The sequence below is a fragment of the Nitratireductor aquibiodomus NL21 = JCM 21793 genome, assembly GCF_000615975.1.
GTDB lineage: Bacteria > Pseudomonadota > Alphaproteobacteria > Rhizobiales > Rhizobiaceae > Nitratireductor > Nitratireductor aquibiodomus.
The window spans coordinates 1-22,546 of sequence record NZ_BAMP01000034.1 but is presented as its reverse complement, the minus strand read 5'-3'; the positions used below and the strand labels follow the sequence as shown (position 1 = coordinate 22,546).

Annotated in this window: 15 protein-coding genes and 7 pseudogenes; 15 read left to right on the top strand and 7 right to left on the bottom strand. The window is 62.0% G+C overall.

The window, feature by feature from the left end:
- Positions 1-44 precede the first annotated feature (44 nt).
- The gene (locus JCM21793_RS11375; protein WP_025030450.1) at positions 45-1,301 is read right to left on the bottom strand and encodes an ABC transporter substrate-binding protein; all 1,257 of its coding nucleotides are present in this window, start codon (positions 1,299-1,301) and stop codon (positions 45-47) included.
- A gap of 402 nt (positions 1,302-1,703) precedes the next feature.
- On the opposite strand from JCM21793_RS11375, the gene JCM21793_RS11370 reads away from it, so the two are divergent.
- The 6 genes and pseudogenes from JCM21793_RS11370 to JCM21793_RS11345 all read left to right on the top strand — a co-directional run bounded on the left by JCM21793_RS11370 (position 1,704) and on the right by JCM21793_RS11345 (position 8,734).
- Entirely contained in the window at positions 1,704-2,597 is an 894-nt protein-coding gene (locus tag JCM21793_RS11370; RefSeq protein WP_025030449.1) for a glucosamine kinase nucleotide-binding domain-containing protein, read from the top strand.
- Positions 2,594-3,352, top strand: coding sequence for a GntR family transcriptional regulator (locus JCM21793_RS11365; RefSeq protein ID WP_025030448.1), 759 nt, complete (start codon positions 2,594-2,596; stop codon positions 3,350-3,352). The genes JCM21793_RS11370 and JCM21793_RS11365 overlap by 4 nt, the downstream gene beginning before the upstream one ends.
- Positions 3,353-3,378: 26 nt before the next feature.
- Positions 3,379-4,538: pseudogene (gene nagA, locus JCM21793_RS25430) on the top strand (N-acetylglucosamine-6-phosphate deacetylase).
- An 84-nt stretch (positions 4,539-4,622) separates the two neighbouring features.
- Positions 4,623-6,867: pseudogene (locus tag JCM21793_RS31620) on the top strand (heavy metal translocating P-type ATPase).
- A 585-nt stretch (positions 6,868-7,452) separates the two neighbouring features.
- The gene (locus tag JCM21793_RS11350) at positions 7,453-8,355 is read left to right on the top strand and encodes a LysR family transcriptional regulator (RefSeq protein WP_244439731.1); all 903 of its coding nucleotides are present in this window, start codon (positions 7,453-7,455) and stop codon (positions 8,353-8,355) included.
- A gap of 121 nt (positions 8,356-8,476) precedes the next feature.
- A complete protein-coding gene (locus tag JCM21793_RS11345) occupies positions 8,477-8,734 on the top strand; it encodes a hypothetical protein (RefSeq protein WP_007008878.1) in 258 nt (85 codons plus the stop codon).
- A 50-nt stretch (positions 8,735-8,784) separates the two neighbouring features.
- Here the strand turns inward: JCM21793_RS11345 and JCM21793_RS25420 are convergent.
- Positions 8,785-9,590 (bottom strand): annotated as a pseudogene (locus JCM21793_RS25420) (IclR family transcriptional regulator domain-containing protein).
- 56 nt (positions 9,591-9,646) lie between these two features.
- On the opposite strand from JCM21793_RS25420, the pseudogene JCM21793_RS25415 reads away from it, so the two are divergent.
- The 3 genes and pseudogenes from JCM21793_RS25415 to pcaF all read left to right on the top strand — a co-directional run bounded on the left by JCM21793_RS25415 (position 9,647) and on the right by pcaF (position 12,546).
- Positions 9,647-10,500 (top strand): annotated as a pseudogene (locus tag JCM21793_RS25415) (CoA transferase subunit A).
- Positions 10,500-11,276, top strand: a complete 777-nt coding sequence (locus JCM21793_RS11330; protein ID WP_025030446.1) for a CoA-transferase subunit beta — start codon at positions 10,500-10,502, stop codon at positions 11,274-11,276. The pseudogene JCM21793_RS25415 and the gene JCM21793_RS11330 overlap by 1 nt, the downstream one beginning before the upstream one ends.
- A gap of 66 nt (positions 11,277-11,342) precedes the next feature.
- Positions 11,343-12,546 (top strand): annotated as a pseudogene (pcaF, locus tag JCM21793_RS25410) (3-oxoadipyl-CoA thiolase).
- 181 nt (positions 12,547-12,727) lie between these two features.
- Here pcaF and JCM21793_RS11320 read toward each other — a convergent pair.
- The 4 genes and pseudogenes from JCM21793_RS11320 to puuE all read right to left on the bottom strand — a co-directional run bounded on the left by JCM21793_RS11320 (position 12,728) and on the right by puuE (position 16,109).
- Complete coding sequence (locus JCM21793_RS11320; protein WP_025030445.1) at positions 12,728-13,327, bottom strand: nucleoside deaminase; 600 nt, start codon at positions 13,325-13,327, stop codon at positions 12,728-12,730.
- On the bottom strand, positions 13,324-13,824 hold the full coding sequence (locus JCM21793_RS11315) for an ureidoglycolate lyase (RefSeq protein WP_025030444.1): 501 nt from the start codon (positions 13,822-13,824) through the stop codon (positions 13,324-13,326). The genes JCM21793_RS11320 and JCM21793_RS11315 overlap by 4 nt, the downstream gene beginning before the upstream one ends.
- A pseudogene (locus JCM21793_RS25405) lies at positions 13,821-14,656 on the bottom strand (bifunctional allantoicase/(S)-ureidoglycine aminohydrolase). The gene JCM21793_RS11315 and the pseudogene JCM21793_RS25405 overlap by 4 nt, the downstream one beginning before the upstream one ends.
- A 17-nt stretch (positions 14,657-14,673) precedes the next feature.
- Positions 14,674-16,109, bottom strand: a pseudogene (gene puuE, locus JCM21793_RS25400) (allantoinase PuuE).
- 183 nt (positions 16,110-16,292) lie between these two features.
- Between puuE and uraH the strand changes: the two are divergent.
- The 6 genes from uraH to JCM21793_RS11275 are packed head-to-tail and all read left to right on the top strand — an operon-like array spanning position 16,293 to position 21,866.
- A complete protein-coding gene (uraH, locus tag JCM21793_RS11300) occupies positions 16,293-16,658 on the top strand; it encodes a hydroxyisourate hydrolase (RefSeq protein ID WP_025030443.1) in 366 nt (121 codons plus the stop codon).
- The gene (xdhA, locus tag JCM21793_RS11295; RefSeq protein ID WP_025030442.1) at positions 16,658-18,121 is read left to right on the top strand and encodes a xanthine dehydrogenase small subunit; all 1,464 of its coding nucleotides are present in this window, start codon (positions 16,658-16,660) and stop codon (positions 18,119-18,121) included. The genes uraH and xdhA overlap by 1 nt, the downstream gene beginning before the upstream one ends.
- 2 nt (positions 18,122-18,123) lie before the next feature.
- Positions 18,124-20,466, top strand: coding sequence for a xanthine dehydrogenase molybdopterin binding subunit (gene xdhB, locus JCM21793_RS11290; RefSeq protein WP_025030441.1), 2,343 nt, complete (start codon positions 18,124-18,126; stop codon positions 20,464-20,466).
- 29 nt (positions 20,467-20,495) lie between these two features.
- The gene (gene xdhC / locus JCM21793_RS11285) at positions 20,496-21,302 is read left to right on the top strand and encodes a xanthine dehydrogenase accessory protein XdhC (RefSeq protein ID WP_025030440.1); all 807 of its coding nucleotides are present in this window, start codon (positions 20,496-20,498) and stop codon (positions 21,300-21,302) included.
- Positions 21,303-21,334: 32 nt separating this feature from the next.
- Positions 21,335-21,643, top strand: coding sequence for a BrnT family toxin (locus JCM21793_RS11280; protein ID WP_025030439.1), 309 nt, complete (start codon positions 21,335-21,337; stop codon positions 21,641-21,643).
- Positions 21,609-21,866: a CopG family antitoxin gene (locus JCM21793_RS11275; RefSeq protein ID WP_025030438.1), complete on the top strand. Its 258-nt coding sequence runs from the start codon at positions 21,609-21,611 to the stop codon at positions 21,864-21,866. The genes JCM21793_RS11280 and JCM21793_RS11275 overlap by 35 nt, the downstream gene beginning before the upstream one ends.
- Positions 21,867-21,869: 3 nt before the next feature.
- Here the strand turns inward: JCM21793_RS11275 and JCM21793_RS11270 are convergent.
- Positions 21,870-22,546, bottom strand: a 677-nt coding sequence (locus tag JCM21793_RS11270) for a substrate binding domain-containing protein (protein WP_025030437.1), incomplete at its 5' end; no start/stop codon positions are given.

Genomic DNA, 22,546 nt, shown 5'->3' with positions numbered 1-22,546 from the left:
CCCGCGCATGGGGCGGACCCGGCTTCCTGTTCAGGGATCAGGATTTACTGCTGGGGCTCGTACCAGCCGGCCAGACCGTCCTGAAGCTGCTTTGCACCTTCTTCTGGCGCCTGTGCGCCGCGCAGGACATTGGCCGAGACATTCCACATCTCGTTCCAGAGGTTCGGCGTGCCACGCGAGAGGATCTGGTGCGCGGGACGGATGGTCGATTTGCAGTTTTCACGCCAGGAGACGAACTCCCTGGCAAGCGGGTCTTCCATCTCGACGGTCTCGCTGGAAAGCGAGAAGAAACCCGGCAGCGAGTTGGCGTAGAGTGAAGCGAATTCGGCCGAGCCGACCCAGTTCAGGAAGGTGCGGGCAGCTTCCGCATTCTCCGTCTTGGCGTTCATGCCGATGCCGATATCCGTGTGATCGGAAATGTAGCATTCGTCGCCTGCATTCTGCACCGGCGGGGGGAACGCGCCAAGCTTGAAGTCCGCCTGGTCGTTGAAGATGGCGATTTCCCAGGAGCCGGCCGGGAAGATCGCGGCGCGGCCAAGCGTGAAAAGGTTCTGGCTGTCGGGATAGGCCTGTGCCTCAAAGCCATCGCCCAGATACGGAGCCCATTTGGCGATCTCGCCGAGCGGCTTGACCCACTGCTCGTCCGTGAGTTTCTGCTCACCGCTGATCAGCGCCAGACGACCTTCTTCGCCTTTCCAGTAGTTCGGGCCGATATTGGTGTAGCCCATTGTGGCGGCTTCCCACTGGTCCTTGGCGCCCATGGCCATGGGAATGTAGGTGCCGTCTTCCTTGATCTTTTCGAGGACCGCGTAGAATTCCTCGTTGGTCTTCGGCGGCTCGATGCCGAGCTCTTCGAAGGCGTCGGCATTGTAGATGAAGCCGTGGATCACGGATGCCATGGGCACGCAGAACGTCGCAGAACCGTCGTCCGTGCTCCACGCGGCCTTTGCCACGTCGGAGAAGTTCGACATGTTCTCGAGATCCTTGAGATCCGTCAGATGGCCCTTTTCATAAAGGCTGAGCGAGGCGTCGAACGGGCGGCAGGTGATGAGGTCGCCGGCCGTGCCTGCATCGAGCTTGGAGTTGAGAACCGCATTGTACTCGGTCGGAGCGCTTGGCGCGAAGGTCACCTTGATGCCCGGATGCTTGGCCTCGAAGGCCGGGATGAGCTTTTCCTGCCAGATCGTCAGGTCGTCATTGCGCCAGCTTTCGATGGTGAGTTCGGCATCCTGTGCCATCGCCATACCGGTTGCACCCAGCATGGTCGCGGCAAGCAATGCCAGTCTGGTGGATTTCATCATGATCTTCTCCCTGTTGTGCCCGGGAGGTGTCTCCGTGGCCTGACGCGCAAGCCTGGAGCGCGCCCCGGGGCGCTGCTGAATTTCCCATGGAGGTAATTCGGTGTGTTTCGTGAGCCCCACGAAGCGTTGTCAGCGTTTCCGGATTGCCCTGCGCGGCTGAGAACGTTCTTTCGTGTCCCTTGTACGCGCGGCTCCCCGGACCCCTCTGCCTCCTCCAATGCGGAAATTAAAGGCCAAAAAGATACCATTTGTCCAGCCTGATTCCGCCACTTTCGGAACGGGCTCCTGAAGTCTGTGCTAATTATGTTTTTTAATCAGGTGGTTATGCTGATTTCTGGGGCTTATGATTTTTTGTTGTTTCCTGGAGGTATCTTTTTGGTATTATTGATTGGAGGAGTAATCATGAGCGAATACGTCATAGCCATAGATGGTGGAGGAACCAGCTGCAGGGCAGCGTTGGCTGACCGTCACGGCCGGGTTGTCGGGCGCGGCAAGCGCGGCTCCGCCAACATCTTCACCACATCGGATGCAATCGGCAAAAACATTGTTGCAGCCGCTGGCGAAGCCCTGAAGGATGCGGGAGTTGATGTCGACAGGTTGTCGGAGATTCCCGCCTTTCTCGGCCTTGCGGGGATCAATGTTGGCGAGCGCCAGCAGGAACTCGCAAAAGCACTCCCCTTCGCAGATACCCGGTTCGTTCATGACGGTCTGATCGCGCTTCAGGGTGCGCTGGGCGACGAGGATGGCGTGATGGCCATACTCGGCACCGGCTCGGTGTATGTGGCGCGTTCAAACGGTGCGCTGCGCAATGTGGGTGGCTGGGGATTTGCCATTGGCGATCAGGCGAGCGGCGCCGTAATTGGCCGGACATTGCTGCAGCAGACCCTGCTCGCCCATGATGGTATCCGTGAGCACACGCCGCTAAGCCGTGCGGTCATGGCGCGGTTTGACGATGATCCCGAGGCGATGGTGGAATTTGCCCAGCAGAGCGCACGGCCCGCAGACTATGGTGCCTTCGCGCCGTTGATCTTCGAACACGACAGCAAGGGCGATCTCCTCGCCAGGGACATCCTGCTCGATGCCGTGCGCGACATCACCATGGCGCTGGATGCTGTGGTTTTTAGGGGGTGTGACAGGCTTTGCCTTCTTGGTGGGCTGGCGCAGGAATATGCTAGGCGGCTTGCGCCGCGACACCGGGCGATTCTTAAAGAGCCGCAGGGAGATGCCCTTTCAGGCGCAGTTCAGCTCGCGCTGCGCGCGTTTGCGCATGAAATGGCGGGGGAGGAGCGACGATGACCGCACCGGGCCTCTTTACCGCAGATCGGGTCGCGGCCATGGGGTCGGGGCCGCTCTATCTGCGCTTGCGTCGTCTGCTGGAAGACGCAATTGCCGGTGGTGTTCTGGGTGAAGGGGAGGCCCTTCCGACTGAGCGCGACATTGCCGAACTGACAGAACTAAGCCGTGTCACCGTGCGCCGTGCGGTGGACGATCTTGTAAAGCAGGGGCGGCTTATCCGCCGTCACGGTTCGGGAACGTTCGTGGCGCCTTCGGTTTCGCGCGTTGAGCAATCGCTGTCACTTCTGACCTCGTTCACCGAGGATATGGCCCGACGAGGTCTCACTTCGCGTTCGGAATGGCTGGAGCGTATTGTCGCTGCCCCGTCACCGGACGAGATGATGGTGCTGGGCCTTTCGGTGGGGGATACGGTTTCGAGGCTTGAGCGCCTTCGCATTGCTGACGACGTGCCCATGGCCATCGAGCGGGCTTCAATCATCGGCAGCTTCCTGCCCGACCCGGCCTCGGTGACGGATTCTCTCTACGATGCCCTCGACAGGCGTTCGGCCCGGCCCTGCCGTGCCACGCAGCGCATCTCGGCCCGCAATGTGGACGAGCGTGAAGCTTCGCTCCTCAAGGTCGCCACCGGGGAGGCTGCTCTCTATATCGAACGTGTTTCCTATCTGCCCAATGGGCGGGTGATCGAATTCACCCGCTCGGTCTATCGCGGTGATGCCTATGATTTCGTTGCCGAACTGAAAATTCCCGAACGCTGACAGACTCTCAAACACCGGAACGCACCATGTCTTCTTTTGCCCTCGCCGGCGCGCGTATTTTTGACGGTCAGACCTGGCTGGACGACCATGTACTGACTGTTGAGAACGGAAAGATCGCCGGGCTCGAAGTGCGCGGAAAAATGGCTCGCGATCTTCCGGTGCGCGAAGCGGGCGGGGCCATGATCGTGCCGGGCTTTATAGACCTTCAGGTGAATGGCGGCGGCGGTGTGATGTTCGACGGTGACTGTGGCGTCGAGGGTCTTGAGAAAATGTGCCGGGCGCACGCGATGTTTGGCACCACCGGTCTTTTGCCCACTCTTATTACCGACACGCGCGGATCGACTGAGACTTCGGTTGCCGCCGGGCAGGAAGCTGCGCGTGCGGGAGTGCCTGGCTTTCTCGGCCTGCATCTTGAGGGACCGCATCTTTCCATCGAGCGCAAGGGCGCACACGATCCGGCCCTGATCCGGCCGATGGAGGACGCCGACCTTGCCGCCCTGATTGAGGCGCGTGACGGTCTTCCGGCGTTGATGGTGACGCTTGCCCCGGAAAACGTGACGGTCGATCAGGTGCGGGCGCTCGTTGATGGTGGGGTGAAGGTCAGCCTTGGTCATACGAACACGACCTGCCGTACCGCGCTCGCCTATGCGCAGGCAGGTGCGTCGCTTGTTACGCACCTTTTTAATGCGATGAGCCCGCTGGGACATCGTGAACCGGGTGTCGTTGGGGCGGCGCTAGAAAGCGGAAAGCTCTGGGTGGTATTATTGCCGACGGTGTTCATGTCGATCCGGTGGCGATTGGCGTTGCATTGCGGGCCAAGAACGGCCCGGCGCGCATTTTTGCCGTAACGGATGCCATGTCGACCATCGGAACGGACATAAAGTCGTTCGAGTTGAACGGGCGGACCATCAAGCGGGAGAACGGGCGCCTGACGCTGGAGGATGGAACTCTGGCCGGTGCGGATATCGATATGATCTCCACCGTGTCTTATCTCTACCGTAACGTCGGCCTGTCACTGGACGAAGCTTTTCGCATGGTGAGCCTCTATCCTGCACAGGCCATCGGGCTGGATCACGCCAAGGGGCGTCTGGAGGCGGGCATGGACGCCGACTTTGTCGTGCTCGATGACGATCTGGGGGTCGTTTCGACGTGGATTGGCGGCGATGCGGTGTATTCCTCCCTCTAACCAAAAACATCACTTTCCCTCTTGAAGCTCTAGTGACTAGAGGTCCTATCTTGCGGTCGTTGATAGACTGCAAGGAGAATCATCGTGTCCTTGAAACAGGATGATCGCGCCGCAAACACCCATTCCTGGACCGTGGGCGGCATGGATTGCGCAAGTTGCGCGAGCAAGATCCGGACAGCGCTTGAGCGCCTGCCCGGTGTGAGCGACGTGAGGGTTTCGGTTATGTCCGAAACGCTGGCGCTGGCGCTCGATGAGGGCAGGACCGAACGCGGAAAGGTTGAGCGGACGGTCGAGAGGCTCGGCTATACGGTTTCCACGCGGCAGAACCCCGGCGCGCTCGACAGCGACGACCCCACCGCCGGCGCGTGCTGTGGCGGTCATGGGAGCCGGCAGGATCGGGAACCCAGACCGTCCGATCCGGGACACGGTGCAGCCGGTCACGTTCATGGTGCGGACGATGGTGGCAAGAGCTGGTACCGGACCGGAAAGGGACGTCTCGTCATCTTCACCGGCCTTTTGCTGGCGGCTGCATGGGGCGCAGAGTTCGCGCTGCCGGGTGAGCTGGGTATGTGGGCATTTGTGGCGGCCTGCCTGATCGGCGTCGCGCCGGTCGCACGCCGGGCTTTTGCCGCTCTGCGTGCCGGCATGCCCTTTACAATCGAAATGCTGATGACGGTGGCGGCGGCCGGTGCGCTCTTTATCGGTGCGGCCGAGGAAGCCGCGCTGGTGGTCTTCCTCTTTGCCGTCGGCGAACTTCTGGAGGGTGTGGCGGCAAACCGTGCGCGGGCGGGTATCCGGGCGCTGGGGGACCTTGTTCCCAAGACGGCGCTGCTCGAGGAAAACGGCAAGACCCGGAAGGTGCAGGCGTCGGAACTCGCCATCGGACAGATCGTCGTTGTTCGGCCGGGCGACCGGATACCCGCTGACGGCGCGATCGTCGACGGGATGGCCGGTATTGATGAGGCCCCGGTGACGGGCGAATCCGTGCCAAAAACGAAGGGTGAAGGCGACGAGGTCTTTGCCGGATCGATCAGCACCGACGCGGCGATCAAGGTGCGTGTAACGCGCGCGCCCGAAGACAACACCATCGCGCGCATCATCCGCCTCGTCGAAGAGGCGCAGGAGGCGCGTGCACCCACCGAGCGCTTCATCGACCGGTTCAGCCGCTATTATATGCCGGCAATCGTGGCCCTCGCCATTCTGGTTGCAATCGTGCCGCCGCTGGCTGCGGGTGCGGCCTGGGATGTCTGGGTATACCGCGCGCTGGCGCTGCTCTTGATCGGGTGTCCGTGTGCGCTGGTGATCTCCGTGCCGGCTTCCATGCTTCCTCCTCTCAGCGGGGGCGCGTCGCGGACTGCTGTTGAAAGGCGGTGCGGTGATCGAGGCCGCCGCGCGGGTCAACCTGGTGACGTTCGACAAGACCGGCACGCTCACGGTCGGCCGCCCCGTGGTCACGGATGTGTGGTCGCCTGAAGGGGATGAGAAGGCGGTGCTGGCGCTGGCTGCCGGTGTCGAAGCCGGTTCAAGTCATCCCCTGGCGGAGGCGGTGCTCGCCCATGCCGAAGGGCAGGGCATAGCTTTCGAGGCGGGGCGTGACGCGCGCGCCATCCCCGGCCGGGGCGTGGAGGCGCAGCTTGGCGGGGAGATCGTATTTGTCGGCTCGCCACGGTATGCCGAAGAGCGGGGAGCGATGACCCCGGATGCGAAAGCGCGCATTGAAGCGCTCGAGGCAGAGGGCAAGACTGTTGCGGCTGTCTTCCGGGCTAATGCGCTTTCCGGCGTGATCGCCCTGCGGGACGAGCCCCGCGAGGATGCCGCTGCTGCAATGCATGATCTCAGGGAACTCGGCGTGCGCTCGGTGATGCTCACCGGAGACAATGCCCGTACAGCCGAAGCCATCGCAGGGAGCCTGTCGATGGAATACCGTGCCGAACTTCTGCCTGACGACAAAGTGTCTGCCATCCGTGAGCTGACTGCCGGGCATACGGTGATGATGATCGGCGATGGGATCAACGATGCACCGGCGCTGGCCACGGCTGATGTGGGAGTGGCCATGGGATCGGGCACTGACGTGGCGCTTGAGTCGGCAGACGGGGCGCTGTTGCGCAATCGTGTGGGTGATGTCGCGGGACTGCTGCGTCTGGCGCGGGCGACGATGGCCAACATCCGCCAGAACATCACGATTGCCCTCGGTCTAAAGGCCGTGTTCCTGGTCACAACGGTGCTCGGTATCACGGGGTTGTGGATCGCCATCCTCGCCGACACTGGCGCTACGGTGCTTGTGACGCTGAACGCGCTGCGACTTCTCGGTTTTCGCCCGGAACGCTGACCCGCGCGATACGGTTACACTCTCTGAGCACATGGACGCCGGCCCTTCGGGTCGGCGTTTTACATGGTTGTATACGTATATAGATACGCTGATTGTATCGGAAAGGCTGCATTTCCGATCTGCTCGAGCATCGGCGAATTTTTATCTTATCTTACTGAAAAACATGGGTAATTTTTAAATCCCATGCGATCTTGTGCGTGTAAATTGAGAAGATATCCACATAATCTACTATAGGTTGTATATGTAATCAGAATCCGCTATCGTTCATGCATTGTATGGATCAGAGGGGGCGTGAGGGTTGTGGGGGAGCGTGTGTTTCAGCGGACAGGTGTTTAGCGCCGCAGAGATCGCGATCCGACGCCATTAAGGCTTCGGAAGCATGAGTCGGCGTCGCATTGGCAGCGTTCTGCGCGGCTGATGCATGGCGGTGCCGAAAGTGCCGCAGAGCCGCACGGCGCGAATGAAGCGGGTTGTGCGGGCAGACGGTTATTGCCGTCTTTCAAAAGTGTTGCGTGCCGCGTTCGCGGCGGCGTCCTTCGGGTCAGATTTCCACCTCTTATCAAGCGAGGCGTAGAGCATATGGGCATGCACAAACAGGATGGACTTTCATTTGCAACTTTGCGGGCCGCAGAAGCGGTCATCGACACACGCAGCCTGACTGGCGCGGCGCAGAAGCTGGGCATCAGCCAGCCGGCAGTCAGTATGCATCTGGGGCGTCTGGAGCGGGCAATCGGGACGCCACTCATCAAGAAACTCGGCAACCGGATTATCGTCAAGGAAGAGATCTCGGGGCTGATACGGCAGATGCTCAACCTTGAACGCCGTCTTCGCACGGTCGGCTACGAAAAAAACGTCTCCAAGCTCAAAGTGGGGATATGCACTTATACGGCCCCGCTTCTTCTGGGCGGTCTTGGGCGTCTGGGCAAGATCAAGGAGACCGTAAGCTGGCGCATCTCGGATTCCAGACGGCTTGAGGAGATGTACGACCTTGGGCAGGTGGATGCAGCGTTCCGGGCGCTTTACCCCAATGAAATGGGGCCTGATCTGGTCTGCGACTACTCCATGCGGTGGATAGGGTCACGCGAGCTGAGCGATCTGATCAAGCGCAACTCGGCCACAATCCCCGTGGTTCTTGCCAATCCGCAGTCTCCGCTCGGGATCGTGGCTCGAGATTGGCTGCGCCAGCGGAATGTGGCCTACGAGGTGATTGGCGAAGTGGACGACATCACCAGCGCCATGAAACTCGTGGTCAGCGGCGTGGCCGCGTCTCCGCTGCCTGGCTTCGTCTTTGACGGCAACTCCTCTTCGCTGGAAGACTGCGGCGAGATCATCCCTGGCGGTCTCGATATCCGCTACGGCATGTTCTTTGACGACAAGCGTTTCAACCTGCGGCTGGCGATGGATATTTTCGAGCTTCTGCAGGGCGAGCTTCATCGTCTCACGCCGCCGCCGGCTGCCTATCAGGGGCATAGCCTGGCCCGTCAATAAACCCCGCTCAGACCTGACGCCGCGCAGCTCGCTGCGCGGCGCGGTTATGCCTAGAAACTGTCGTCAAAATTTCACCCAGCCGCCGCTTTGCCGTCAGGTTCGGCGCGCAAGATTCCAGACCATGAGCAGATCGATTCACAACGCCCGTTCGGACGCGCAGACTGATGCGCAAATCGAGGCTCTCCTGTCGCCACAGGATGAGGTTTCCATCGTTGATTCACTTTTCGCAATGTCGAAAGGGAATGCGGCCCCGGGGGCACGCGACGTGCTTGCGCGCGTTCTTGAAGCGCGGCTTGAAGCCCGCCTTGCGCGCCGCATGCGCCAGACCATCGAAAAATCTCCCGATCATCCAACCGGATCATCAAGGAGTGCGGCATGACACGCTACACTTTTCCTTTGGACGATGCTTCTGTCGTGTGTGACAAGGGGCTATTGCAGAGCGAGAAAGTCCTCGATTTCCCGCGCACCCGCCTGCAGAAGAGGCAGGATTGTCTGCTCCATCTCGCGCAGGTGAAGCGCGCCGACTGGGTGGAGACATTGAGCGCGGCGGTGATGCGTCCCGTCTTGTCGCGAATTGGCACTGCAATCGACCGCAGGCCGAGTTCCAGTTCCTGATCGACAATGGCGTATCCACGCGTGCCGGCCTGCATCACGGCTTTGGTGATCTGGGTCCGGTCCGTCATCGTTCTTTCGGTCTTGGCGCTGATCGCCGCCTGCGCGAGAAAACGGGTGAGTTCGGACGCATCCAGGTCTGACAGAAGTATTCGCCCCATCGACGTGCAGTAGGCAGGCAGACGCGTGCCGACATTGAGGGCGACCGAAACGATGCGTCGCCCTGCCACCCGTGCCACATAGACCACTTCCTCTGCCTCAAGGACGGCTGCAGAGCAGGATTCGCCGAGGGTTTCCGAGATGCGCTGCATGATGGGTTCTGCATAGCGCCAGAGCGCGGCGCCGCCCATCCAGGTCCGTGCCAGCCCGAGCAGCCTGGCGGACAGCAAAAAACGACGCTCTTCCTGGCGTGCATAACCGCTCGCCACCAGTGTGAGGAGCAGCCGCCGCGCGCCTGCGCGTGTCAGCCCGGCCTCCGTCGCCACTTCCGTCAGCGTCATGCCGTCCGGCGCATTTGCCAGAATCTCCAGAACGCCAAGCCCCTTCTGCAGCGATCCGACGATATCGCGCGAAGCCTGGGCGTTAGGTGCGGCGGGGGCATTTGACTCGGTTTCATTCTCCATCTAATAAATATCGCATATAAAACTTATGTTCGCAATACGAACTTTTGAGGAATGCCATGGCGCGTTTTGTTCCGCTGTCGCAGGCGGTCGCGGAGAATCTCGGCAATGGCGACAGTGTCGCTTTCGAAGGCTTCACCCATCTCATCCCCACGGCGGCTGCCCATGAGTCGATCCGCCAGGGTTTCCGTGATCTCACGCTGATCCGCATGACCCCCGATGTGGTCTACGACCAGATGATCGGCATGGGCCTCGCCCGCAAACTGGTCTTTTCCTATGCCGGCAATCCGGGGGTGGGGCTTCTGCGCCGCCTGCGCGATGCGGTGGAAAACGGCTTCCCGCACAAGCTCGAGATCGAGGAACATTCGCACGCCGCCATGGCCAACGCCTATGAGGCGGGCGCGGCCGGGCTTCCCTGCGCGGTTTTCCGTGGCTATCGCGGCGCGGAGCTTGCCCGTGTGAACCCGAACATCAAGTTCATCGAATGCCCCTTCACGGGCGAGAGCCTGGCCGCCGTGCCGGCGCTGCGGCCCGATGTCGTCTTCATTCATGCGCAGAAGGCGGACCGGAAGGGCAATGTTCTGGTGGAGGGCATTGTCGGCATTCAGAAAGAGGCGGTTCTGGCAGCGAAACGCGCTGTCGTGAGCGTAGAAGAAGTCGTCGACGATTTCTCCGACCTGCACCCCAATCTGACCATTCTGCCCCACTGGACGGTGGCCGACATCGCCGTGGTGCCGGGTGGCGCGCATCCCTCCTACACCCATGCTATTACGCGCGTGACAACGCCGAATATCTGAAATGGGACAAGATCGCCGCAGACCGCGACCTGTTCCGCGACTGGATGCAGAAGAACGTGCTTGATGCGACGCCCGAGGATTTTGCCGCCCGTGTCGAGAAGCTGAGGGACGCATGATGAGCAGGCCCGAATTCACCCCCAATGAAATGATGACGATTGCCGCCTCGCGCGCGCTGAAGAATGACGATGTGTGCTTCGTCGGCATCGGCGCGCCCTCGGCTGCCTGCAACATTGCGCGTCTGATGCATGCGCCCGACATCACGCTGATCTATGAATCCGGCACCATCGGCACCGCGCCCGATGTGCTGCCGCTCTCGATTGGCGATGGCGAGCTGTGCGACACTGCCTTGACCACCGTGCCGGTGCCGGAAATGTTCCGCTACTGGCTGCAGGGCGGGCGCATCACCATCGGCTTTCTGGGCGCGGCCCAGATCGACAAATACGGCAACATCAACACCACCGTGATCGGTGACTATGACTGCCCGAAGACGCGGCTTCCCGGCGGCGGTGGCGCTCCGGAAATCGCCACCTCCTCGCAGGAGGTCTACATCACGCTCGCCCAGTCGAAGCGGGGCATGGTGGAGAAGATCGATTTCTACACCTCCTTTGGACATGGCGATGGCGGCGACCACCGCCAGAAGCTGGGCATCGACACCAAGGGACCGACGCTGCTCATCACCGATCTTGCGATCTGGAAGCCCGACCCGGTGACGAAGGAGTTCACCGTCGTCTCGCTGCATCCGGGTGTGACGCGCGATCAGGTGCAGGAAACCTGCGGGTGGAGCGTAAAGTTTGCCGACGGTGTGGAGGAGACGCCGCCGCCCACCGATCTGGAGCTTGCGACACTGCGCGACTTGAAAGCCCGCACCGAAGCGGCCCATAAGGGCGCATGATCTGTCTGCCGTGCGCGGCGCGGCAACCGGGGGTATCCCGGCAATGTTGGTTAGGAGAAGCCGTTCATGGCTGAAGCATTCATCTGCGATTACATCCGCACGCCGATCGGCCGCTTCGGCGGCGCGCTTTCCTCCGTTCGCGCCGACGATCTGGCTGCCCTGCCGATCAAGGCGCTGATGGAGCGCAACCCGAAGGTCGACTGGGCGGCGCTGGACGATGTGTTCTATGCTGCGCCAACCAGGCCGGCGAGGACAACCGCAACGTGGCGCGCATGGCCGTGCTTCTCGCGGGCCTGCCCATCGAGGTGCCGGGGTCCACGGTGAACCGTCTTTGCGGTTCGGGCATGGATGCGATCACCATTGCCGCCCGCGCCATCAAGGCGGGCGAGGCCGAGATCATGATCGCCGGCGGTGTGGAATCCATGAGCCGCGCCCCCTTCGTCATGCCGAAGCCGAAACGGCGTTTTCCCGCAATGCCGAGATCTACGACACCACGATTGGCTGGCGCTTCGTCAACAGGGTGCTCAAGAATCAGTATGGCGTCGATTCCATGCCGGAGACGGGTGAGAACGTGGCGGCGGATTTCTCCGTCAGCCGCGCCGATCAGGACGCCTTTGCCGTGCGCAGCCAGAACAAGGCTGTCGCCGCGCAGGAAAACGGGCGTCTCGCAAAGGAAATCGTTTCCGTCACTATTCCCCAGCGCAAGGGCGACCCGGTGGTGGTCGACAAGGACGAGCATCCGCGTCCCGGCACCACGGTGGAGAAGCTCGGCAAGCTGCCGACACCCTTCCGCGAGGGCGGCAGCGTGACCGCCGGCAACGCCTCAGGCGTCAATGACGGTGCGGCGGCCCTCATCATCGCTTCGGAGGAGGCTGCGAAGAAATACGGCCTGACACCGATCGCCCGCATTCTCGGCGGTGCGACGGCCGGCGTTCCGCCGCGCATCATGGGCATCGGCCCGGCACCGGCAACGCAGCGCCTTTGTGCGCGGCTCGGCCTCAAACCTTCGGATTTCGATGTCATCGAGCTCAACGAGGCCTTCGCCTCGCAGGGCATCGCCGTTCTGCGCGATCTTGGCATTCCTGAAGATGCGCTGCATGTGAACCCCAATGGCGGCGCGATTGCCCTTGGTCATCCGCTCGGCATGTCGGGCGCCCGCATTTCCGGCACGGCAGCACTTGAGTTGCAGGCCACCGGCGGCAAACTGGCGCTCGCCACCATGTGCATCGGCGTTGGCCAGGGCATCGCACTGGCGATGGAACGGGTCTAAGTTCCGGCAAAAACACAGCCCTCATCCTGAGCGTGTCGAAGGGCGAGGGCGGCATGACGGGCACAGGCGGTGACGTTGGCGCGTGCCTTCACCCCGCCCTTCGACACGCTCAGGGTGAGGTGAAGGCAGGGAGATGTGAGGCGTGTCGGACTGGCCAACCGGAATGGCCCCGCCTCCCTCTTCAATTAAGCGGAATGTCGTTCTCCGCCTTGCTGTCCTGATAGCGTTGGGAAAGGGCGGCGTAGGCTGCGGCGAGCGTTGCGACCCGCGCTTTCACCGCTTCCGCATCAGCCTTAGGCAGTGCGGTTGCCAGAGCGGGCAGGGCGTAGCTTTTCCAGAAGGCGTTTTCGGCATTGTAGCCACCGGGCTCCAGCGTGAAGACCCCTTTCAAAATCTTCAGATCGTGCGGGATCGCGAAGGCGTCACGCGAATCCTCGTGGCTGAAGAGGTAGTAGAAATTGTCGAATCCGGTCCAGGTGATCGCCGAAAGACACAGCGAGCAGGGTTCGTGTGTGGAGAGAAAAATGCAGTCCTTCGTGTCCGGGCGCACATCCTTCGGCAGTTCGTAGAACCGCTTCAGCGTATGCACCTCGCCATGCCAGAGCGGGTTCTCCAGCTCATTGTTGGTTTCGGCAAGCACCAGCGACAGATCGCTTTTCTTCAGGATCGCCGCGCCGAAGAGCTTGTTGCCATGGGCGACGCCCTTGGCGGTCTTCGGCAGGATGTCCTGTTCGATCACGTCGAGCAGCCGGTTGATGAGGGGAAGGTCGGGAGCGGTCATGGGAGGGATGGCACCGTGATTTCAAAGGGTTCCTGGAAGTGGAATTCTTCCAGATTGTTGCCGTCTCCGCCACGGTCGACCACCACAAAATCCTGCGGTTCGCCGATGGGCGTCAAAACGCCATGCCACGTGCCGCGCGCATAGTTCACGCCCTGTCCGGGGCGGGCGATGAAGGCGCGGGGTTCGCCGGGACGCCCGTTCTCATCCGGGCACACGATCACCAGAAAGGGAGCCGGCGAAAGCGGCACGAAGGCTTGGCTTCCAAGCGGGTGCCGCTCGACCATGGAAAGCTGCAGCGGCAGCGCATAGGGCGTGCCGCGAAAGATGTTGATCAGAACGCGCGCATTCTCACCCGCCGCCTCGACCGTCGCCAGATCATGAAAGCGGCGGCACTTGCCGGCATTGATGAGGAAGCTCTCTGCGCCGCCGGTCTCGATCACGTCGCCGAAGGGCGCGAAGGCCGTGCGTGTCAGCTTCTCGGCTTCGATCCGCTTCATCGCGCGAAGCTGCCGGCGAGTTTGGCGTGCCGGTTGACGTCCTTGTAGAGCAGGTAGCGGAAATTGCCTGGCCCGCCCGCATAGCAGGCCTGCGGGCAGAAGGCGCGCAGCCACATGAAGTCGCCCGCTTCCACCTCCACCCAGTCCTGATTGAGCCGGTAGACAGCCTTGCCTTCCAGCACATAGAGACCGTGTTCCATGACATGCGTTTCGGCGAAGGGGATCACAGCACCTGGTTCCAGGGTGACAATGGTCACATGCATGTCGTGGCGCAGATCGGCCGGATCGACGAAGCGCGTCGTTGCCCATTTCCCATCCGTTCCCGGCATGGGGGACGGCGCGATGTCGGCTTCGTTCAGGAACAGCGGATCGGGCGCGTCGAGGCCTTCGACCGACTCATAGGCCTTGCGGACCCAGTGGAAACGTGCGGGCGCATCGCCCCGGTTGTGCGCCCTCCAGCCGCTCGATGGCGGCAGATAGGCGTAGCGCCGGGCGTCATCTTGTGCGTCTCGCCGGCGATCTCGACGGTCAGCTCGCCCTCGACGATGAAAAGCACGCCTTCCGCGGTCTCATCGAGTTCGGCCCGGTCGCTGCCGCCGCCGGGCTGAACCTCCATGATGTACTGCGAAAAGGTTTCCGCAAAACCGGAAAGCGGCCGCGCGATGATCCAGCAGCGGGTTTTCTCCCAGAAGGGCAAAAGGCTGGTAACGATGTCCTGCATGACGCCCTTCGGCATCAGCGCATAGGCGTCCGTCAGAACCGCGCGGTCAGTCAGGAGCTGGGTCTGCGGCGGATGCCCGCCATGCGGGGCGTAATAGGTGCGGGCGTTCATCTGGTCTCGTCCTGATTTCACACGGGGAGGATGTCGTTGAGCCGCAGCCGGGCGATCCGCTCCACCTGCCGGCAGGCGGTGGCGAATTCCTCGTCGCGGCTGTTCTCTAACCGGGTTTCGAAGGCCTTCAGAATGCTGTCCCTGGTGTTGTCCTTGACGGCGATGATGAATGGAAACCCGAATTTCTGCGTATAGGCGGTGTTGAGTTCGGTGAAGCGTGCGCGCTCGCTGTCGGTAAGCGCATCGAGCCCTGCCGAAGCCTGCTCTTTGCTCGATTCCTCGGTCAGCCTTTTGGCCGCCGCCAGCTTGCCGGCAAGGTTCGGGTGGGCTTTGAGAACGCCAAGCGTTCGCCTTCGCTGGCCGAACGGAAGGCGCGGGCGAGCGCGTTGGCAAGGCCGCCTGCCGTGTCATGCGCGGGGCCGAGCTCCAGCTTCACCGCGCGTTCGGCGATCCATGGCGAATGCTCGTAGATGCTGCCGAACCGCTCGATGAATTCCGGTTCGCTCATGCGGCACGGGCGCAGCGCCGGCGCTTCATAAGGGTGCTTCTCACGCCAGTGCCGGGCGATCTCGCCGCGCGTTGCAAGCCACACATGGTCGTGGCTTTTCACATAGTCGATGAAGCGCTGAAGCGCCGCGGCGCGCCCCGGGCGGCCGATGAGGCGGCAGTGAAGCCCGATGCTCATCATGGCCGGGCGACCGGCAGCCCCCTCGGCATAGAGCGTGTCGAAAGCGTCTTTCAGATAGCTGAAAAACTGATCGCCAGAGTTGAAACCCTGTGCGGTGGCAAAGCGCATGTCGTTTGCGTCGAGTGTATAGGGAATGGCCAGTTGCGCCCGCGTGCCGTGCCCGTGTCCGTCATGGTCGATCCAGTAGGGCAGGTCGTCGTCATAGGTGTCGGAAATCCAATCGAACCCGCCTTCCTCGATGGCGAGTTTCACCGAATTGACCGAGGTGCGACCGAGATAGAGGCCGCGCGGGCGCTCGCCCACCACTTCGGTGTGCAGCCGGATGGCTTCCAGAAGGTCGGCGCGCTCGCTTTCTTCCGAGTGGGCGCGGTAGTCGATCCATTTCAGACCGTGCGAGGCGATTTCCCAGCCGCCGTCCTGCATGGCGGCAAGCTGGTCGGGGCTGCGGGCCAGCGCCGAAGCGACGCCGAAAACAGTGACCGGCACGCCGGCTGCCGTGAACATGCGGTGGAGCCGCCAGAACCCGGCGCGCGCGCCATACTCATAGATAGATTCCATGTTCCAGTGGCGCATGCCGGGCCAAGGGGCCGCGCCCACCACTTCGGAAAGAAAGGCCTCCGAGGCCTCGTCGCCATGCAGGATGCAGTTTTCGCCGCCCTCCTCGTAATTGACGACGAACTGCACCGCGACTTTTGCGCCGCCGGGCCAGTCAGCATTGGGTGGGGTCTGGCCATAGCCGGTCATGTTTCTCAGGTAACGGGTCATGCAATCTGTCCGAAATTCGCCATTGGCAAGGATAATAGATGGAATGCGGGAGGTACTTTCCTGAAAAATTTGAAAGAGTTTTGTTGTTCTTCCTTAGCGCGTCCTCTTATGCTCGCAATCAATTTGCCCCACAATCAAGTGGTAGACGCGCAAGTGGCTTGAGCGAATTGATAGGGAGGCCGCATGAGCAATGCGGGTGAGGGCCGTCTGACGACCCATGTGCTGGACACCGCCAGCGGAAGACCGGCGGGAGGGCTGGAGATCGCGCTCTATCGTCTGGAGGGCGAGACGCGCACCCATGTGAAGACGTTCACAACCAACAGCGATGGTCGCTGCGATGCGCCGCTGCTTGAAGGTGAGGCGTTTCGCACGGGTTTTTATGAACTGGTGTTTGAGGCCGGCGCCTATCTGCGGGCCCACGGTGCCGATCTACCGGCCCCGGCCTTTCTCGATCAGGTGCCGATCCGCTTTGGCATGGCCGAGCAGGCGCATTATCATGTGCCATTGCTTCTCTCGCCCTATGGCTACTCCACCTACAGGGGAAGCTGATGAAAGCGCGTTCTGAAATCCGCTTTCTGTTGAACGGCACGCCGGTGGCGCTGGGCAATGCCCGCCCGGACGAAACGCTCCTCGATTATCTGCGCCTGCGCCAGCGTCTGACAGGCACCAAGGAAGGCTGCGCGGAAGGCGATTGCGGCGCCTGCACCGTTCTTGTCGGGCGGCTGCGCAAGGGCGAACTCGTTTATGAGAGCGTCAATGCCTGCATTCGTTTCCTCGGTTCGCTTGATGCCTGCCATGTGGTGACGGTGGAGCATCTGAAACGCGCCGATGGCAGTCTGCATCCGGTGCAGCAGGCGATGGTCGATTATCACGGTTCGCAATGCGGATTTTGCACACCGGGCTTCGTCATGTCGCTTTACGCGCTCTGGATGCGCGAACCGCAGCCCACCGAGCGCGCTGTCGAAAAGGCACTGCAAGGCAATCTCTGCCGCTGCACTGGCTATGAACCCATTGTGCGCGCCGCGCTGGCCGCCTCCACCTATGGTAATGCGATGTCGGATCCGTTGGCGACGGAGCGTGCTGCGGTCATCGCCGCGCTCAACCAGATGAAGGATGGCGCAAGGGTGGAGATCGGTTCCGCCCAGGACCGCCTGCTTATTCCCGCAAATGTCGACGATTTCGCAGCGATTCTCGAAGCCGAGCCAAAGGCCACCATCGTTGCCGGTGCTACGGATGTGGGGCTCTGGGTCACGAAATTCATGCGCGAGATTGCGCCGGTGGTGTTCATTGGCGGGCTCGATGAATTGCGCGATATTGGGGAAGAGAATGGCGCAATCCACATCGGTGCTGGCGTCAGCTATTCCGATGCGTTCGCGCTTTTGGCAAAGCGCATCCCTCCACTTGGCGCGCTGATCGACCGCATCGGTGGCGAGCAGGTGCGCAATATGGGCACCATTGGCGGGAACATCGCCAACGGCTCGCCCATCGGTGATACACCTCCGCCATTGATCGCCCTTGGCGCAACCCTTACGCTGCGCAAGGGCAATACCCGCCGCAGGATTCCACTGGAAGATTTCTTCGTCGACTATGGCAAACAGGACCGCGCGCCCGGCGAGTTCGTCGAGGCTGTGCATGTGCCGGTGCCCGATGCGGCCTCCCGTTTCGCGGTCTGGAAAATCTCCAAGCGCCGCGATGAAGACATCACGGCGGTTCTGGGCGCTTTCGATCTGCGGATCGCCGATGGCCGGGTTGAAGCCGCCCGCATCGCCTATGGCGGCATGGCGGCGACGCCAAAGCGCGCAAAATCGGTTGAGAAAGCGCTTGTCGGAAAGCCGTGGACGCAGGAAACCGTCGAGGCAGCACTTTCGGCCTATGAGAGAGATTTCCAGCCGATCAGCGATATGCGCGCCTCCGCCGACTATCGCATGATGGCGGCGAAGAACCTGCTCCGCCGCTTCTACGTTGAAAGCACGGGCGGCTCGGCAAACCTCTCCAGATATGAGGCGGCCTGATCATGACACGGCACGAAACGCTTGATCCCGGAAAGGTGAGGATCACCGGCGGCGTCGCCAGCGACCAGAAGCACGATTCCGCGCACAAGCATGTCAGTGGCGAGGCGGTCTATATCGACGACATGGCGGAACCGGCAGGCACGCTGCATGCCTGCCTCGGCCTTGCCGAAGTGGCGCATGGCACGATCACGAGCATGGACCTCTCGAAGGTGCGCGCCGCGCCGGGTGTCGTCACCGTTCTGACAGCAGACGACATTCCCGGCGAAAACGACATCAGCCCCACGGGTCTGCATGACGAACCCATTCTAGCCAGTGACCGGGTCCAGTTCTTCGGCCAACCGGTCTTTGCCGTCATTGCCGAAACGCGCGATGCGGCGCGGCGCGCCTGCCGTCTGGCGAAGATCGACTATGCGGAAGAACCCGCGTTGATCGACATTGCCGATGCGGGCGCCGATGCGCGGCTTGTCACCGCACCGCTGAGGCTTGAGCGCGGCGACAGTGCCGCGGCCATCGACGCCGCCCCGCATTCCATCAAGGGCCAGATGCGGGTTGGCGGGCAGGACCATTTCTATCTGGAAGGGCAAATCGCCTTCGCCATGCCGGGCGAGGATGGCGACGTGACCGTTTTTTCCTCCACCCAGCACCCGAGCGAGGTGCAGCACATGGTGGCGCATGCGCTGGGCGTTTCCTCCCACGCCGTCACCATCGAGGTGCGGCGCATGGGCGGCGGGTTCGGCGGCAAGGAAACGCAGGCCAATCTGTTCGCGGTGATTTCGGCAATCGCCGCCAAGAAGCTGAACCGTCCCGTCAAGCTGCGTCCCGACCGCGACGACGACATGACGGCGACCGGCAAGCGCCACGACTTCCTGATCGACTATGAGGTCGGCTTCGATGACGATGGCGGCATTCTCGGCGTCGATTTCACCTATGCCGCGCGCTGCGGCTATGCGGCCGATCTCTCCGGCCCGGTGACCGACCGGGCGCTGTTTCACTGCGACAACGCGTATTTCTACCCCGCCGCGCGGGCCGTCTCGCGCCCGCTTTACACCAACACCGTGTCCAACACCGCGTTTCGCGGTTTCGGTGGGCCGCAGGGCATGGTGGGTGCGGAGCGTATCATCGACGAGGTGGCTTTTGCGCTGGGCAAGGACCCGCTCGAAATCCGCAAGAAAAATCTCTACGGCACCGACGACCGCAACGTCACACCCTATCACCAGACGGTGGAGGACAATGTTGCCGAACGGGTGATCGCCGAACTGGAGGCAAGCGCGGATTATGCCGCCCGGCGGCGTGAGATCGCGGCCTTCAATGCGAGAAGCCCGGTCATCAAGCGCGGGCTTGCGCTGACGCCGGTCAAATTCGGCATCTCCTTCACGGCCACGCATTTCAACCAGGCCGGCGCGCTGGTGCATGTCTATACGGATGGCTCCGTGCATCTGAACCATGGCGGCACCGAGATGGGGCAGGGGCTCTACACCAAGGTGGCGCAGGTGGTGGCCGAAGAATTCCAGATCGACATCGATCAGGTGAAAATCACCGCCACGACCACCGGCAAGGTGCCCAACACGTCCGCTACAGCGGCCTCCTCCGGTTCCGATCTGAACGGCATGGCCGCGCAGGATGCGGCGCGGCAGATCAAGACCCGGCTGATCGACTTCGCGTCCGAAGCCCATGACGTGCCGAAGGATCAGGTCGTGTTCCTGCCGGACCGCGTGCGCATCGGCAACCGCGAAATCCCCTTTGCCGACCTCATCCGCGAGGCCTATATGGCCCGCATCCAGCTTTCGGCAGCCGGTTTCTACAAGACGCCGAAGATCCACTGGGATCGCGACAAGGGTCAGGGGCGGCCTTTCTATTACTTCGCCTATGGCGCCGCCTGTGCCGAGGTTTCCATCGACACGCTGACCGGCGAATATCTGGTCGAGCGCGTCGATATCCTGCATGAGACAGGCCGCTCGCTGAACCGCGCCATCGACATTGGCCAGATCGAGGGCGGCTTCATTCAGGGCATGGGCTGGCTGACGACCGAAGAACTGGTCTGGGACGGCAAGGGGCGGCTTCGGACCCATGCGCCTTCCACCTACAAGATCCCGCTCGCATCCGACCGGCCGAAAGTGTTCAACGTGGCGCTTGCCGACTGGGCGGAAAACGCAGAACCGACGGTGCACCGTTCAAAGGCCGTGGGCGAGCCGCCTTTCATGCTCGCCATGTGTGTGCTTCATGCGCTGTCCGATGCGGTGGCGAGTGTTGCCGATCACAAGGTCTGCCCGCGTCTCGATGCGCCGGCCACGCCCGAGCGTGTGTTGATGGCGGTGGAGTGGGTCCGGGCGGAAGGCGCGCGCTAGGGCCAGGACCTACTGATATGGCCGCACCGATGACCGATTCAACTGTTGCCCTCAGGGCCTTCCTGCAAGCCTCGCTTTCCGTCGCTCTCGTCGAGGTGCGCGAGGCGAAGGGCTCCACCCCGCGCGAGGAGGGCGCGTGGATGCTGGTTTCGCCCGAATCGATTTTCGGCACCATCGGTGGCGGTCAGCTCGAATTCATAGCGATTGCCAAAGCGCGTGAGCTCATCTCGGACAATCTCGCAAATGGCGCTCTCGACATTCCGCTTGGGCCGGAAATCGGCCAGTGCTGCGGTGGCCGGGTGGCGCTTGACATTCGCCTTCTGGATCAGGCGGAGCGCACGGCGCTTGTGAAGCGCGCCGGCGATGAGGCAAGCGCCTTTCCGCATGTGATCCTGTTTGGCGGGGGGCATGTCGGCCATGCGCTGGCGGCCGCGCTCGACCCGCTGCCCGTGCGTGTTCTGGTGGTCGAGACCCGCAAGGAGGCGCTTGAGGGTTTTCCGGCGGATGTGGAAACACGCCTTGCAGCCCTGCCGGAAGAGGCGGTGCGTGACGCCCCCGCCGGAACCGCCTTCGTGATCCTCACGCACGATCACGCGCTCGATTTCCTGTTGGTCGCGGAAGCCCTTGCGCGCGCCGATGCTGCCTATGTGGGCATGATCGGCTCGAAGACCAAGCGCGTGACCTTCAAAAGCTGGTATCTCAAGAATGGCGGCGATGAAGCCCGCCTTTCCAGGCTCGTCACCCCCATCGGCGGCGATGCCGTACACGACAAACGCCCCGTCGTCATCGCGGCGATGGCGGCTGCGGAGATACTGGTGGCTTTGCATTCATATTGACATTTGTGTGTACAAACTTACATACTTCATGAATGAAGGTCGCGGGCTTTGACTGGGATGCTGGAAACTGGCCGAAATGTGCAAAGCACGGTGTCTCGAAGAATGAGATCGAACATGCGCTTCTTCATGACCCGTTGATTGCGCCTGATCCCGCACACTCCGGGCCGGAAGACCGCTACATCGTCATAGGACGCAACCGGCAGGGCCGCCCCATGTTCATAGGCGTGACCTTTCGGGTTGTCGATGGGCAGCGTCTTATCCGTCCCATCACAGCGCGCTACATGCATGCCAAGGAGGTGAAACGCTATGAAACGCAGCGTTCCCAAACTGAAAACCGATAAGGATGCGGAAGACTTTCTCGTTCAGGATCTGTCCGATCTGGATTTTGGTGCGTTCAAACCCGCCGGTTTCGAGTTCGAGAACAAGGCGGCGAGGGTGAATATGCGCATGCCGCATAGCCAGTTGGATGCCGTGAAGGCTGAGGCGAAGAAGCGCGGCGTTCCCTATCAGCGGCTCATGCGCGAGCTTGTTCAACGCGGTCTGGAAAGCCTGCGTGCGGGCTGACCATTATTGCTCCGACAGGGTCTCGCCGATCATCTTCTGGCAACGGCTTGCCATGAAATCCACCAGCAACCGCACTTTCGGGTCCTGAAACTTCTTGTGCGGGTAGAGCGCCGCAAGCTTCACCGGCACAGGCGGCGTGTTGGGCAAAACCACCCGAAGCCGCCCGTCGCGCAGAAATGGCCCGATCTCGAAGCGGGGCTTGTTGACGATGCCGCGCCCGGCAAGGGCCCAGTCGGTGATCACGTCGCCATCGTCGGAATCGAACGGGCCGCCAACCTCGAATTTCCGCGCGCCCTCCGGCGTCTGCAGCATCCAGAAATGCTCGCGCGCACCGGGAAAGCGCAGCATCAGGCAATCGTGCCGCTCATCGATCAGCGCTTCGGGCGTCTTCGGTTCGCCGCGTCGTTGCAGATAATCGGGCGCTGCCGCCAGAACGCGCTCGCAATCCAAGATGCCGCGCATGCGGAACGAGGAGTTCTCGAGAATCCCAAGCTTGAAGGCAACGTCGATGCCCTCGCGCATCATGTCCACCTCATGGTCTGAAAGTCTTAAGCGAACCTCGATCTCGGGATATCGGTCACGAAATTCGGGGATGCCGCTGGCGATGAGCCGCTTGCCGATGCCGAGCGGCGCGGTGACGCGGATCGTGCCGCGCGGCTGGCCCGAAAGGTCGGCGACCG

Bases quoted from the DNA above. Each gene is read 5' to 3' on its own strand.
- JCM21793_RS11375 (WP_025030450.1), bottom strand. From the start codon at position 1,301: ATGATGAAATCCACCAGACTGGCATTGCTTGCCGCGACCATGCTGGGT.
- JCM21793_RS11370 (WP_025030449.1), top strand. From the start codon at position 1,704: ATGAGCGAATACGTCATAGCCATAGATGGTGGAGGAACCAGCTGCAGG.
- JCM21793_RS11365 (WP_025030448.1), top strand. From the start codon at position 2,594: ATGACCGCACCGGGCCTCTTTACCGCAGATCGGGTCGCGGCCATGGGG.
- JCM21793_RS11350 (WP_244439731.1), top strand. From the start codon at position 7,453: ATGCACAAACAGGATGGACTTTCATTTGCAACTTTGCGGGCCGCAGAA.
- JCM21793_RS11345 (WP_007008878.1), top strand. From the start codon at position 8,477: ATGAGCAGATCGATTCACAACGCCCGTTCGGACGCGCAGACTGATGCG.
- JCM21793_RS11330 (WP_025030446.1), top strand. From the start codon at position 10,500: ATGAGCAGGCCCGAATTCACCCCCAATGAAATGATGACGATTGCCGCC.
- JCM21793_RS11320 (WP_025030445.1), bottom strand. From the start codon at position 13,327: ATGACCGCTCCCGACCTTCCCCTCATCAACCGGCTGCTCGACGTGATC.
- JCM21793_RS11315 (WP_025030444.1), bottom strand. From the start codon at position 13,824: ATGAAGCGGATCGAAGCCGAGAAGCTGACACGCACGGCCTTCGCGCCC.
- uraH (WP_025030443.1), top strand. From the start codon at position 16,293: ATGAGCAATGCGGGTGAGGGCCGTCTGACGACCCATGTGCTGGACACC.
- xdhA (WP_025030442.1), top strand. From the start codon at position 16,658: ATGAAAGCGCGTTCTGAAATCCGCTTTCTGTTGAACGGCACGCCGGTG.
- xdhB (WP_025030441.1), top strand. From the start codon at position 18,124: ATGACACGGCACGAAACGCTTGATCCCGGAAAGGTGAGGATCACCGGC.
- xdhC (WP_025030440.1), top strand. From the start codon at position 20,496: ATGACCGATTCAACTGTTGCCCTCAGGGCCTTCCTGCAAGCCTCGCTT.
- JCM21793_RS11280 (WP_025030439.1), top strand. From the start codon at position 21,335: ATGAAGGTCGCGGGCTTTGACTGGGATGCTGGAAACTGGCCGAAATGT.
- JCM21793_RS11275 (WP_025030438.1), top strand. From the start codon at position 21,609: ATGAAACGCAGCGTTCCCAAACTGAAAACCGATAAGGATGCGGAAGAC.